10 protein-coding genes and 1 tRNA gene are annotated in these 13,560 nt (G+C 72.4%); 3 read left to right on the top strand and 8 right to left on the bottom strand.

Annotated elements, in window-relative coordinates; translation table 11 throughout:
* Positions 1 to 78 precede the first annotated feature (78 nt).
* From GUY61_RS07805 to GUY61_RS41475, 7 genes are all read right to left on the bottom strand, one after another.
* Positions 79 to 816 carry a hypothetical protein gene (locus GUY61_RS07805; RefSeq protein ID WP_166629330.1) on the bottom strand — a complete coding sequence of 246 codons (738 nt, stop codon included), beginning with the start codon at positions 814 to 816 and terminating at the stop codon, positions 79 to 81.
* A complete protein-coding gene (locus GUY61_RS07800) occupies positions 813 to 1,277 on the bottom strand; it encodes a thioesterase family protein (protein WP_166629329.1) in 465 nt (154 codons plus the stop codon). The genes GUY61_RS07805 and GUY61_RS07800 overlap by 4 nt, the downstream gene beginning before the upstream one ends.
* 10 nt (positions 1,278 to 1,287) lie before the next feature.
* Positions 1,288 to 2,952, bottom strand: coding sequence for an energy-dependent translational throttle protein EttA (gene ettA, locus GUY61_RS07795; RefSeq protein ID WP_166629328.1), 1,665 nt, complete (start codon positions 2,950 to 2,952; stop codon positions 1,288 to 1,290).
* 527 nt (positions 2,953 to 3,479) lie between these two features.
* Positions 3,480 to 4,880 carry a Cys-Gln thioester bond-forming surface protein gene (locus GUY61_RS07790; RefSeq protein ID WP_166629347.1) on the bottom strand — a complete coding sequence of 467 codons (1,401 nt, stop codon included), beginning with the start codon at positions 4,878 to 4,880 and terminating at the stop codon, positions 3,480 to 3,482.
* Positions 4,881 to 5,094: 214 nt separating this feature from the next.
* On the bottom strand, positions 5,095 to 5,715 hold the full coding sequence (locus tag GUY61_RS07785) for a single-stranded DNA-binding protein (protein ID WP_208105694.1): 621 nt from the start codon (positions 5,713 to 5,715) through the stop codon (positions 5,095 to 5,097).
* A 123-nt stretch (positions 5,716 to 5,838) separates the two neighbouring features.
* The gene (locus GUY61_RS07780; protein WP_313896562.1) at positions 5,839 to 7,842 is read right to left on the bottom strand and encodes a GTPase; all 2,004 of its coding nucleotides are present in this window, start codon (positions 7,840 to 7,842) and stop codon (positions 5,839 to 5,841) included.
* Positions 7,839 to 9,500 (bottom strand): ATP-binding protein, encoded by a 1,662-nt coding sequence (locus GUY61_RS41475; protein ID WP_313896561.1) that lies wholly within the window; start codon positions 9,498 to 9,500, stop codon positions 7,839 to 7,841. Before GUY61_RS41475 ends, GUY61_RS07780 begins: the two co-directional genes overlap by 4 nt.
* A gap of 334 nt (positions 9,501 to 9,834) precedes the next feature.
* On the opposite strand from GUY61_RS41475, the gene GUY61_RS07775 reads away from it, so the two are divergent.
* Positions 9,835 to 9,910 (top strand) — tRNA-Arg (locus GUY61_RS07775).
* A 219-nt stretch (positions 9,911 to 10,129) separates the two neighbouring features.
* Here the strand turns inward: GUY61_RS07775 and GUY61_RS07770 are convergent.
* Positions 10,130 to 10,357 (bottom strand): hypothetical protein, encoded by a 228-nt coding sequence (locus tag GUY61_RS07770; protein WP_208105693.1) that lies wholly within the window; start codon positions 10,355 to 10,357, stop codon positions 10,130 to 10,132.
* Positions 10,358 to 10,573: 216 nt separating this feature from the next.
* On the opposite strand from GUY61_RS07770, the gene GUY61_RS07765 reads away from it, so the two are divergent.
* Together GUY61_RS07765 and GUY61_RS07760 are read left to right on the top strand one after the other, a co-directional pair.
* The gene (locus tag GUY61_RS07765; RefSeq protein WP_166629325.1) at positions 10,574 to 12,556 is read left to right on the top strand and encodes a DEDDh family exonuclease; all 1,983 of its coding nucleotides are present in this window, start codon (positions 10,574 to 10,576) and stop codon (positions 12,554 to 12,556) included.
* 174 nt (positions 12,557 to 12,730) lie between these two features.
* The coding region (locus GUY61_RS07760; RefSeq protein ID WP_166629324.1) for a response regulator transcription factor at positions 12,731 to 13,560 on the top strand (830 nt) is incomplete at its 3' end.

Here is a 13,560-nt window from a genome sequence, read left to right as displayed (position 1 = left end):
GGAGCATCCCCAAGCGCAGGCTCACCCAGTCCGGACCCGTACCCCTTGCCCGCATGCGCGGGATCGGCGGGCGCGGGGTCACGCAGGAGTCAGGGGCAGGCCCTGGAGCCCGTTCGTCGTACGGACGGCGACGGAGCCGTACGGGGTGCGCAGCCGCAGCCAGGCCCCGGCGGCGAGCAGGGCGAGCGGTTCGGGGCCGCCGGCCCCGGTGTCCGCGGCGCCGGCGCCCGTGGTCACGGCCACCGGCAGCGGGCGCAGGAAGCCGAGGGCCTGGGCGGCGTGCGCGACACGCAGTGGCAGGCCCGTCTCCCCGAGGGTCCGCGACCATATCTCGCGCCCGATGCGCTCCCGCTCCGCGCGAGTGCGCCGCTCGGCGGGCATTGCCTCGTCCCGGGCGCGGAACTCCGCGACGGCCGCCGAGACCGCGGCCCTGATCTCGGCGAGCGGCGGCAGTCCCGGCATCCGGCGCCAGCCGCCCCTGGGCGGCAGCACCCCGGCCCAGGGCGGGCCGGTGACCGTCTCGGGAACGGTGACGGCGAGGCCGCCCGCCGCCTCTGTCCCGGCGGTGTCGATGGCGTCGGCGAGCCGGCCCGCGGACACGGTGAGATCGAGGTCACCGGGTTCGGCGAGCCGCGCCGTGCGGATGGCGAGCACCTCGAACGACGGCGGCCGCCCGAAGACGGCGAGCGCGTCGCCGAAGACCTGCACGCGCACGGCCGCCGCACGGTCGTAGTGGATCAGCCGTGCGAGGAAGGCGGCGAGGTCGGCCGCCTCCCTCGCGTCGGCGAAGCGCAGGATCACGCTGGGCGCCGTCATGCGGCGACGGCCTCCTCCGGATCCTGCCGCGCGTCCTTGGCACCGTCCTGTCGGCCACCCTCCAGGTACTCCTCGAGGAAGGACTTCTCCTCGGCGGTGATGCGCCGGGGACGCTGCGCCTGGAGGTCGTAGGGCACGACGGTGGTCGAGGCCCGCACGTACACCTGGTCCGGGTCCTTGATCTCGTACGCGATGACCAGCGAGGCGGCACCGATCTTCGTCACCCAGGACTCCACGGTCACCGGCTCGTGCCGGTGCACGAGCGGCCTCTTGTACTCGATCTCGTGCCGGGCCACGACCGAGCCGCCCGAGAAGGACGGGCTGCCGTTCCCCGGCGCCAGCCGGAACATGAAGTCGATCCTCGCCTCCTCGAGATAGCGGAGGAAGACGACGTTGTTGACGTGCCCGAAGGCGTCCATGTCCGACCAGCGCAGGGGACAGCGGTAGATGTGACGAGCCACCTGGTGTCCCTCAGCCCCGGGTCAGCTTCTTGTAGGTGGCGCGGTGCGGACGCGCGGCGTCCGGCCCGAGCCGCTCGACCTTGTTCTTCTCGTACGACTCGTAGTTGCCCTCGAACCAGAACCACTTGGAGTCGCCCTCGTAGGCGAGGATGTGGGTGGCGACCCGGTCCAGGAACCACCGGTCGTGGGAGACGACCACGGCGCAGCCGGGGAACTCCAGCAGCGCGTTCTCCAGCGAGGACAGCGTCTCGACGTCGAGGTCGTTGGTCGGCTCGTCGAGGAGCAGCAGGTTGCCGCCCTGCTTCAGGGTGAGCGCGAGGTTCAGGCGGTTGCGCTCACCGCCGGAGAGCACCCCGGCGGGCTTCTGCTGGTCCGGGCCCTTGAAGCCGAAGGCCGACACGTAGGCGCGCGAGGGCATCTCGACCTGGCCGACGTTGATGTAGTCCAGTTCGTCGGAGACGACGGCCCACAGGGTCTTCTTGGGGTCGATGTTCGCGCGGGTCTGGTCGACGTACGAGATCTTGACGGTCTCGCCGACCCTGATCTCTCCGGAGTCCGGGGTCTCCAGGCCCTGGATCATCTTGAACAGGGTCGTCTTGCCGGCGCCGTTCGGGCCGATCACGCCGACGATGCCGTTGCGCGGCAGGGTGAAGGACAGGTCCTCGATGAGGACCTTCTCGCCGAATGCCTTGTTGAGCTTGTTGACCTCGACGACCACATTGCCCAGCCGGGGACCCGGCGGGATCTGGATCTCCTCGAAGTCGAGCTTGCGCATCTTGTCGGCCTCGGCGGCCATTTCCTCGTAACGGGCCAGACGCGCCTTGGACTTGGCCTGCCGTCCCTTGGCGTTGGAGCGGACCCACTCCAGCTCTTCCTTGAGGCGCTTGGCGCGCTTGGCGTCCTTCTGGCCCTCGACCTTCAGCCGGGACTGCTTGGTCTCCAGGTAGGTGGAGTAGTTGCCCTGGTAGCCGATGGCTCGGCCGCGGTCGAGCTCCAGGATCCACTCGGCGACGTTGTCCAGGAAGTACCGGTCGTGGGTGACGGCGACGACGGTGCCCGGGTACTTGGCGAGGTGCTGCTCCAGCCACTGCACGGACTCGGCGTCGAGGTGGTTGGTGGGCTCGTCGAGGAGGAGGAGGTCGGGAGCCTCGATCAGCAGCTTGCAGAGCGCGACGCGGCGCTTCTCGCCACCGGAGAGGTTGGTGACCGGCCAGTCGCCGGGCGGGCAGCCCAGGGCGTCCATGGCCTGCTCGAGCTGGGCGTCGAGGTCCCAGGCGTTGGCGTGGTCGAGATCCTCCTGGAGCTTGCCCATCTCGTCCATCAGCGCGTCCGAGTAGTCGGTGGCCATGAGCTCGGCGACCTCGTTGAAGCGCTTGAGCTTGCCCATGATCTCGGCGGCGCCGTCCTGGACGTTCTCCAGCACGGTCTTGGACTCGTCGAGCGGGGGCTCCTGGAGGAGCATGCCGACGGTGTAGCCGGGCGAGAGGAACGCGTCACCGTTGGAGGGCTGTTCGAGACCCGCCATGATCTTCAGCACGGTGGATTTACCGGCACCGTTCGGGCCGACCACACCGATCTTCGCACCGGGCAGGAAGCTCAGCGTGACGTCGTCAAGGATCACCTTGTCGCCGTGCGCCTTGCGCGTCTTGCGCATGGTGTAGATGTACTCAGCCAAGAGAAACCGTCCGGCAGCAATAGATGTGTGGGCAGATACACCCCATCCTGCCGTACGTCCACCCTCATGCGGAAACCAGTCCGGGCAAGAAGCCGGACTGCGGGCGGGTACGACCGGTGCGGGGCAGCGGAAACGTCCGGGTAGCCGGGGGGCGGACTTGGGGGAACGCGCCCCGTCCCGGACGACCATGAGAACAAACCGGGATGAAGCCGGTATTCCCGATGCCGGTCCCGGTCTTCCTGAGCCGGTACCGGTGTCCCGAGGCCGGGGCCTGCGTTCCGGGGGCGGTGCCGGTGTCCCGGTGCCGGTAGTCCTGAAGCCGGTGCCGGCGTTCCCGAGGCCGGCGGGATCCGGGACGCGGGCGGCTCGACGGACCCGCGCGGGGCCGGCGTGGTACCGGTCCGGCCGGGGTCCCGCTCCACGGGACGGGCGGGCACCGTTGGAGCCGGTCCGGGTGACGTCCTGTGACGCAGGTCGCTCCGGTCCCCGGCGTCACCCGGTCCCGCGTGCCCCTCGGGCCTCTCGGGTCACTCGCCCCCGGCCGTGTTCTTCCTGCGCATCACGAACACCGTCGCGCTGCCGGCCACCACCATCGCGACCGCTATCCCCGCGATCATCGGGGTGGCGCTCCCACCGCCCGTGTCGGCCAGGTTCACGTCCGCTCCGGTGCCGCCCGCCGAGGCGGGGCTGGGCGCCGAGGCGACCTCGTAGTCGTTGGCGGCCGTGGTGCCGGCGGTCTCGCAGTCGAGGACGCCGCGGAAGTTCCTCTCGAAGCCGTGGGGCCCGGTGATCGTGAAGTCGTAGGCCTGGTCCTCCTGCAGCGGTATGGTCACCGTTCGCGAGGTACCGGCCGCGATCGTGTACTCGATGCCCATCAGCTCGAAGGTGAAGTCCTCGTCACCCTCGTTGGCCGCGGTGATGTCCAGGCCGTGCTTCTCGCAGTTCTTCTGCGCGGAGAGCGCGGGGATGGCGCCCTTCCTGGCCCAGTTGGCGGTGGCGGTCACGGACACCGTGCTGTCGCTGGAGCCCGCGAGGATCTGCGTCTGGCTCTTGGTCTCGCTGATGAAGGCACGGCCGACAGGAACATTGGTGGTGGCCGAGACGGTCAGCGAGGTCGAGCCGGCCGGGGTGTCCTCGGGGACGTCGAAGAACAGCTCGCTCCCGTCAGCGGCGGAGGTGACCGGCTCGCCGTCCTTGTCCACGGCCCGGATGCCGGCGGCTGCCGCTCCGGCGGCCGGGGCGACCGTGACGCTGCGCGCGTCGGTGTGGACGGTGACCGGGCCCAGCTTCTCCCCCGCGCGGCCGGACACGGCCGAGGGGCCGAGACTCAGCGAGGCGGTGGGTTCCCCGAGGTCGCGGGCCGACGCCTCGAGGTAGTCGGCGAGCTTCTCCGCGTCGGGGTCGAGCGCCTCGACGTCTGCGTTGTCGGAGTACCGCCAGATGGCGACCTGCGTGCCGGCCGCCGCGGACTGCTCGGTCAGCGCCCCGGCGCCGGCCTGCTTTGCGAGAGCGGCGAGATCATTGACCTGCGGGTACGAGTTCTGGAGTATCCAGCGGATCTTCCCCGCGTCGGCGTTGTTGTGCAGCGAGGATTCGCTCCAGGCGACTTCCTTGTACGTGGCGTCGCTTTGCGTCGGGTTGTAGACGTCGATGCAGTAGGTCTTCAGCGTGCCGCCGCCCAGCACCGACATCTCGAACAGTCCGGCGCTCACCCGGTACGCCTCGCCGTCCTCACGGATGACGGCCTGCCCGAAGATCTCGAGGCCGCCGAGGGTCGCGGTGGCGCCGCCCTCGGTCCTGACCGGGGGAGCCTCGTCGGCCGCGGCCACTCCCGTCGTGGCGGCCATCGAGCCCGCCCCGGCCAGCCCCGCGGTCAGAACCGCGGCGGCAAGGCGGACGGCGGTGCCCCGCCTCCGTGCAGAACGCATCATGTCCCCTCCGGGCGAGACCCTGCACAGGTGGGGGGGTTGGCCTCGCCAGCAATCAAATGCCCCGTGAGTAACGGGAATCCTAGGGAGATCAGCAGCGACAAAGGCCCCACCCATGCCTTCCCATGGTCGTACCGAATCGCAATTGTTATCCCGCGAACCTGTGCACGACCCGCCGCCGACCTGGCGTATCGACAAATCACCGATGGCTGGTTCAGAACGGCGCCACCGCTACGCCCTCGACCATCGGGTGCCCCGGCTCCTCGTCGTCCACCCGTGCCTGCCCGCCGGTTCCGGCGTACCGGCCGCCTTCCTGGCCCGGGGCCGGACCGCCCCGGTCTCCCCGCGGCCCCGTCTCCCGGGTCGCCGCGGGTGGCTCGAAGAGAACGGGTGAGAGAGGCGAGTCGGGTGACGCGGGGGCGTCCGGCGGTACCTCGGGCGGCATGCCCGGTGGCAGGTCCCCGCCCATGCTCCTGCCCGTCCTGCGGAATGCCGACGTACCGCGCGAGAGGTCGTGACCCGCCGTCACGGCGATGACGTCGGCGGAGAACCAGCGCCGGCCACTGCCCTGTTCCTCGTCCCTGACCTTCAACCGGCCCCGCACCACGAGCGGTTCACCGATCGACACCGACGCGGCCAGATTGGCGGCGAGCGACTTCGAGGCCCACACCGTGAAGAAGTTCGTGTGTCCGTCCGCCCATTGCTCCGTGCGGCGGTCCCAGCGGCGCGAGGTGGCCGCGAGCCGGAACCGGGCCACCGGCCCGGACTCCGACTCCCGGTAGTCCACCTTCGTCGCGACGTTCCCCACAACCGTCACCATGGCGTCGTTGATCATGATTCCTGCCCCCTGCGCAGCGAGATCCCAGAAACGGAACCCGGCCGGCACTTCGCCGACCGGGCGGCCCTTCGAGCGATCCCATGCTGCAACGGCCCGGCGCTCGCCGCCCGGGCCTGTGGACTACTGCCGGGTTGTGGACAACCCCGTCACCCGGACGTATTGCTCCCGCACCTCCCGGTACCGCATCAGCTCCGCCGCCACCACGTCCAGGACCTGGGCCCGCCCGCACCCCGCGGCCGCCTCGCGCAAGCGCCGCTCCGCGTCCTCCCCGTACCTGCGCGCGGGCCCCCGCGCCGCGACCCGGCAGGCCCACTCCACCGCCGGCCCGCCCAGGATTCCGGCGGCCATGTACATCACCGGCGGCCACATGTCCGGTTCGAGCACGCCGACGATCTGGCCCAGCAGCCACAGACCGCCGAACACCTGGGTGAGCGTCAGCAGCGCCTGCACCACGACGGCCACGGGCCACCACCCGGGCCGGGTGGCCCGTTTCCGCAGATGCTCGGGCGTCTCCATGGCCTCGACCGCGAGCTTGTCCAGCGCCTCCGGCAGGCCCTGGGCGCCACGCTGAGCGGCCTCCCGCACGGCCAGCGCCCAAGGCCTCGGCAGCCCCTGGGCGGCGCGGTCCGCGACCGTACGCACCGCCTGCTCGACCATCTGCCGCGCCGCGACCTGCTCCCCCGGCGCCGGAAGCGCCTCGTTCTCCTGCTGGGCGCGCCGCAGCTCCCGCCGGCGCAGCAGATGCAGCAGCGGCGTGCCGCACAACCGGTTGGCGTTGCGCAGCCATTCCCGCTCGGCGGCCTGCCCGACGGCCGCCGCGCCGACCGCCTCGGCGAGCCGGTCGGTGAACTCCTGCCGGGCCTCCTCCCGGAGCCCGAAGTGCCCGTCGGCGACGTACACCGGATGCAGCCGCCGCGCCGCGCCGGTGACGTCGGCGGCGATCCGGCGCGCCGGTGCCCGCCGTTCCCGTACGAACTGCCTCAGCTGCTCCCGCAGTTCCTCGACCCCTTCGCCGGTCAGCGCCGACAGGCACATCACGGCGGCGCCCGGTTCGCCGTGTTCGCCGACCGCGATGCCGTCCTCGTCCAGCAGCCTGCGCAGGTCGTCAAGGACCTGGTGGGCGGCGTCGCCGGGCAGCCGGTCCACCTGGTTGAGCACGACGAAGGTGACCTCGGCGTGCCCGGACAGTGGCCGCAGGTAGCGCTCGTGCAGCACGGCGTCGGCGTACTTCTCCGGGTCGACGACCCAGATGACGGCGTCGACGAGCCCCAGGATGCGGTCGACCTGGTCACGGTTGCGCAGGACCGCCGAGTCGTGGTCGGGCAGGTCGATCAGGACCAGTCCCTCCAGCCCGGGGTCGGGGTCGGATCCCCCGTACGGCCTGCGGCGCAGCCACCCCGGGATGCCGATGCGGTCGAGCAGCCCGCCCGCACCGTCCTGGCCCGTGTCCGTGCCCCAGGTACAGGCGACGGGCGCGGAGGTGATGGGCCTGCGGACGCCGGTCTCGGACAGCGTGACCCCGGCCAGCGCGTTGAAGAGGGTGGACTTGCCGCTTCCGGTGGCCCCGGCGACCGCGACGACGGTATGGCGGTCCGACAGCCGCTGACGGACGGCGGCCTCGTCGAGGACCCGGCCCGCCTCCGCGAGGGTGCGGGAGTCGAGGCGGGTCCTGGACAGCCCGACGAGCTGCCGTAGCCCCTCCAGGCGTGCGCGCAGGGCGTTGCCGTAGGGGTGGGCGGTGCCCGTCCCTTCCGGCCGACGGCCGGCGCTCCCGTCGCCTTCCGCGCCGGGACCCTCGTACGGGCCCTCGTAGCCGTGCGGCGTGTCGTACTCGTGCCGCGGACCGTGCGCGGCGCGCCCGTCGTACGGAGCGTCGCCGTCGTGCGCACCGTGCCCGTCGTGCGCACCGTGCCCGTCCTGCGGACCGTGTGCGTCGTGTTCGCCGTGTGCGTCGCCCCCGTCCTGCGGACCGTCACCAGCGTGCCGGTCGTGCGGGGCGGTTCCGCTCTGCGGGGTGGCCGCGGGGGAGTTCCCCTCCCGTGGCTCGTCGCCCGGCCCCGGATATCGCCGGGCGATCAGCCCGTCGTCCCAGCCGGCGGCCTTCGTCTCACCCACCTCGCTCACCTCTCCTTCTCCAGCAGGGACAGGGCGGCGATCAGCTCGACCTGGTTGTCGGGGGTCACTTCGAGCCCTTCGAGGAGGGCCAGCGTGCGCTCGCGTTCCGAGTCGAGTACGCGGTCGAGGTACTGCCGCAGCAGCTTCCCGCCGTTGTCGCGCAGCCGCAGGGCGCGGCGCGCGCCCATGCGGTCGGCCAGGGTCTCCCCGGCGGTCGCGCCCCGCCGCCCGCCGAGCAGGGCGGTCGCGACGAGTGCGGCGGCGACCTCGGGATCGGGCGCGGCGGACCGGTCCAGCTCCCGCACCTCCTCGTCGGCCAGTTCCTCCAGCTCGCGGCGCCAGCGGCGTACGACGACGCCGATCCGGTCGGCCGCGCCGGTGTCGCGGGCCCGCGCGACCGCTTCGACGGCCGCGGCCCCCGCGGGCTCGCGGCGCCAGGCCTCCAGCAGTCGCTCCTCCGCGGCGCCGACGGCGCACACCAGCAGCGCGGCGAGCCCTTCGACAAGGGAGTCGAGGAGCTCGTCCGCGGTGCTGTCGAGCGGGTGCCTGCGCCAGCGGGTCAGCGCGTCCCCCGCGAGCACCGCGCCGGCGGCGATCTCCCTGCGCACCCGGCGGCCCTGCCGGGCGTACGCGTCCTCGACCGCCGCGATCAGCCTCAGGGTGGCGGCGTGCTGCGCGGCCACGGCACCGGCCAGCTCCGGCGCCCTGGCGTGCAGCGAGTCGAGGAGCCCGGTGGCGGTACGGGTCATCGCGGCGGCCCGCGCCACGGGGTCCTGTGCGTGCCGGGTCAGCCACTCGAGCAGCGGCGCGACGGCGCTGGCGGGCAGCAGCCCGTGGCCGCCGCCCGCCGATTCCGGCAGCTCGGGGACGGTGAAGCGGGGCACGTCCCCGAGCCCGGCCTTGGTGAGCAGGGCCGCGTACTGCTGCGAGACCTCGGTGACGACCTGGTGCGGCACCCGGTCGAGGACGGTGACGAGCGTGACGTCGTACTCCTTGGCGGTGCGCAGCAGGTGCCAGGGGACGGCGTCGGCGTACCGGCTGGCGGTGGTCACCATCACCCAGATGTCGGCGGCGCACAGCAGCTGCGCGGCGAGCGTGCGGTTGCCCTCCACTAGCGAGTCGATGTCGGGCGCGTCGAGCAGTGCCAGGCCGGGAGGCACGGTCGGGGCCGTTTCGATGCGCAGCACCTTTCTGGGGCGGCCGGCGGGCCCGCCGCCGAGCCCCGCCAGGCCGCCGCCGAGGCCTGCGGGCCCGCCGCCGGGTCCGCCCTGACGCCCGCCGCCGACTGCCGGTCCCCGCGCCCGCCCCAGGTCCGGCAGCACGCGCGCGCCGTCGAACCAGTGCTCCTCCGAGGGGTGGCACACCAGCACCGGCATCCTCGTCGTGGGGCGCAGCACACCCGCCTCGCTGACCCGCCGCCCCACCAGCGAGTTCACCAGCGTGGACTTGCCCGAGCCGGTCGATCCGCCGATGACGGCCAGCAGGGGGGCTTCGGGGGCGCGCAGCCGGGGCACCAAGTAGTCGTCGAGCTGAGCCAACAGCTCCTCCCGGTTGAGCCGCGCCCGCGGCGCTCCCGGGATCGGCAATGGAAAGCGCACGGCAGCGACACGGTCGCGCAGGTTCGAAAGGGCTTCGAGCAGCTGAGGCCGTACGTCCAAGGTCACCACATGCGAAGAATGCCTAATTTTGTCGGCGTTTTGAAGCGTATGGGGCCGTTTGCGCGCCGACAGAACACATGGGACGGAAGGGATGACTGGGGCGCAGGCATAACGAGTGCACAACACCCGGGGCGTGGGACGCCAAAAGCGGTGCAGGATTCGTACCTGCCTGCGATTATCGGGACCGCTTCACCGAACCTCCACATCGTGTCACGGAGGTGAAGCAACCGGGACGAGGTACCAGGAGCCCTATCCTTGTCCCCGGCCGCACAGGCGCCGACGGCGACGCCGCACCGGCCACCGGCAAGGGGGCTCCACAGGCCACCACGGCCGCACCATCCGGGCCCCCGTAGCTCAGTGGATAGAGCAGGCGCCTTCTAAGCGCTTGGCCGCAGGTTCGAGTCCTGCCGGGGGCGCCACCTCTCACCAGCAAAAACGCCCCGGAGAGATCACTCCCTCCAGGGCGTTTCGCATCCTCGACGGCAACGCTGGCGGCAACGCCCCCGCCACGGTCGCCGGGGCCGCGTCACTCCGTGCCGCACTGCCACATCCCGCCACAAGCCCGCGCTTTTGCCCGCGCCCGGACCCTCAACACAGGCGGCATCACCCGGCGGCCTCAGTCCGCCACACCGCTGCGGTCAGGCCGGCCGGTACACGGCCTGGTCCGGGTCCGGTCTCACGATCACGCCGTCCTTCATGAGCTCCCGCAGGTTGTGGCGGGCCTCCTTGCCCGCGGCCTCATCGCTCGCCGGCTCGTACCCGGCAACGCGCAGGGCCAGTACGGCGCGTTCCGTGTCCCACGTGCCTCCCAGCGCCCGAATCACCGCGGCGAGTGCTTGCTTGTGTGTCAGCAGCTTCTCGGACATGTCACCCTCCCCTTCGAGAAACTGCCACAGCATGGCACACAACGGCCTGCGCCGGCGGAGCAGCGTCGAAGGGCCGGCCGGTCACGCATATGTGCGTGCGGCAGCCGGCCGGCATGCCGCCGCACGCCCCCTCCGCCGCCACCCAGCAGGGGACATATAGGGATGAATGATCATCCAGGTTGAAGGACAGTCGAATATCCCTTCATCCTTGCCGCCATGTCTCTCGCGTCCCCCGCCCTCGATCTGTCCGGCCTGCACGACTACGCCTTCGACTGGGCGTTGGTGGATGTGGAGACCTCCGGGCTTGTCCCTCGTCGTGACCGCGTCCTGTCCGTGGCGGTGATGACGCTGGGGCAGGACGGCAAGAGGACCGGGGAGTTCTCGACGCTGCTGAACCCCGGCTGCGATCCCGGGCCGGTACACGTGCACGGGCTGACGGCCGAGCGGCTGCGGGGCGCGCCGACCTTCGACCAGGTCGCCGGGCGGATCGCTGACATGCTCCGGGGCCGGGTGCTGGTCGCCCACAACGCCCAGTTCGACTACGACTTCCTCGCGCACGAGTTCGCACGGGCCGGGACGATGCTGCCGGTCTCCCAGCGACTGTGCACCGTGGCACTGAACCGGCGGGTCGACCCGCCGACCGAGAATCTGAAGCTGGGCACGCTCGCCGCCCACTACGGCGTCCCGCGGCTGAAGGCACACGACGCGCTCGACGACACCCGGGTGCTGGCCGAGGTGCTGCGCGCCTCGCTGCGGGAGGCGGCGCAGCTCGCTCTGCCGCTGCCGCTGGTGCCCTGTCCGCCCCGGCAGGATCCCCGGTTCGCTCCGAAGCCGCCCAAGACGCCGTGCGCCTACCGCAATCCGGGGCGGATGGCGGCGGGCGGCCCGCTGGTGCAGGGCATGAAGGTCGCCGTCACCGGGCCGACCGAGACCTCGCGCGCGGAGCTGGTGATCCGGGCAGCCGCCTCCGGGCTCAACATGGTGACGTCCGTCAGCCGGCACACGAGCGTTCTCGTCACCAACGAATCCTCGTCGGGCTCGGCGAAGGCGCGACGGGCGCTGGCGGAGGGTGTTCCCGTCGTCGACGAGCCCGCCTTCCTGCGGCTGCTGGCGGACGTCCGGCCCGGAACGCCCCACGACGGGGCGGCCGCCGTGCCCGCTGCCGCCCCATCGGCCTCCGTGCCCGCTCCCGTACGTGTCTCCGTACCCCCGGCGCGCACCCCGCAGCCGGTGAGCGATGCCGGCCCGGCACCGGCGCCCGGCGCGTCGGCGGAGCCGGCCGAACAGGCCGAACAGGCCGCCCCGGCCGAGCAGGCCGAGCAGGCCGAGCAGGCCGAGCAGGCCGAGCCGAGCCACAAGCCCAAGCGCGAGACGGAACCGGCGGATCCGGCCCGGCCCCTGACCGGGCGGCGCGTGCTGGCGCTCGGCGGTACGCACCCCGACGCCGCGGCCGCCCGCACCCGCATCGTCGAACTCGGGGGCGCGGCCGCCATCAACCTGTCCGCGAGCGTCACCGACGTCGTCCTCCTCGACGGCGGCGAAGCCGACCGCCGCATGGGCCGGATCACCTCACTCGCCATCCCCGTCCACCAGTCCCGCTGGCTCGAAGCTCCGGTCGCCGCGGCGCTGCCGAGTTCCGACGGCCGGCACGGGGCCGCGCACATCCTGCCGCGCGGGGGTGTGGTCGATCTGCCGCACCCGGACGGGGCGTGCGGGCCGATGCCCCGCTGGACCGTCACGGCCTCCTGGGCCCAGCTGACGGCCTGCGAGATCGATGTCGTCGCGTTCGTCGTGGACGAGGACGAACAGGTCCTCGCCGACGAGGACTTCGTCTTCTACGGCGCACCGGAGAACCCGGGCGGAACCGTGCGGCTCCTCAGCGACGGACCGACGGAGCAGACCATCAGCGTCGACCTCGCCGCGCTCCCGCCGTCGGCCCGCAAGGTCGTCGTCGCGGCCGCCGTCGACGGCGCGCCCACGTTCGGCGACATCGGCGCCGTCCACATCAACTCCGGCCCCGGCACAAGCGCGGCGCCCCTCGCGCAGGCCACGCTCGACGCCGCGACCACCGAACGCACCATGCTCCTCGCCGAGATGTACCGCCGAGGCCCCCTCTGGCGCCTGCGAGCCGTCGGCCAGGGCTACGACCACTGCCTCGACACCCTCGCTCGCGGCTACGGCGTCGAGATAGCCGACTGACCGGGCCGGTCGCTACAGGCCGGGCCGGTCGGTACGGGCCGGACCAACCCCCGGCGCCGACGCGGGCCGTCGAAGCGGCGGTCCGCCTCCGGCAATTCTTACGGAACGCGGACGTCCGGTACTGGTCGGGACGGAGGCGGGGCAGGTGTCAGCGGGTGGTGCGAAGCTGGGTACATGCACACAGAGTCACCAGGTTCGCGCCCGTCCTCGGGTCGGGTCCTCGTCGTGGACGACGACCCGACCGTCGCCGAGGTCGTCGCCGGCTATCTGGACCGCGCGGGGTACGCCGTGGACCGGGCCGGGGACGGCACGGACGCACTCGTGCGCGCCGACGCCCGGTGGCCGGACCTCGTCGTGCTGGATCTCATGCTGCCCGGGATGGACGGGCTGGAAGTGTGCAGGAAGCTGCGGGAACGCGGCCCGGTGCCGGTGATCATGCTGACCGCGCGGGGTGACGAGGACGACCGGATCCTCGGCCTGGAGGTCGGCGCGGACGACTACGTGACGAAGCCGTTCAGCCCGCGCGAGCTGGTGCTGAGGGTGGACTCCGTGCTGCGGCGCAGCCGCGGGGCGGCACGGCAGCAGGAGGCCGGGCCGGGGCTGGGCGCGGCCGGGATCCTCGTCGACCCGGTGGGGCGCCGGGCCACCAGGGACGGGCGGCAGCTCGCACTGACGCTGCGGGAGTTCGACCTGCTGGTGTATCTGCTGCGCAACCCCGGGCGGGCGTGCAGCAGGGAGCTGCTGATGCGTGAGGTGTGGGGCTGGGAGTTCGGCGATCTGTCGACGGTGACCGTCCATGTGCGGCGGCTGCGCGGCAAGATCGAGGAGGACCCGGCACAGCCCCGGCTGATCCGCACGGTGTGGGGTGTCGGCTACCGCTTCGACCCCGGTGAGGGCGAGGACGCCGAGGCGGGTCACGGTCACGGGGGCCACGGGCACGCGGGGCATGAGGGCCACGGAGGACACGGGGGCCACGGAGGACACGGAGGACACGGTCACGGGGG

Origin of the sequence: Streptomyces sp. GC420 (assembly GCF_009916105.1) — a bacterium.
Lineage (GTDB): Bacteria > Actinomycetota > Actinomycetes > Streptomycetales > Streptomycetaceae > Streptomyces.
The sequence above is the reverse complement of the archived record's forward strand: the minus strand, read 5'-3'. Positions and strand labels throughout refer to the sequence as shown.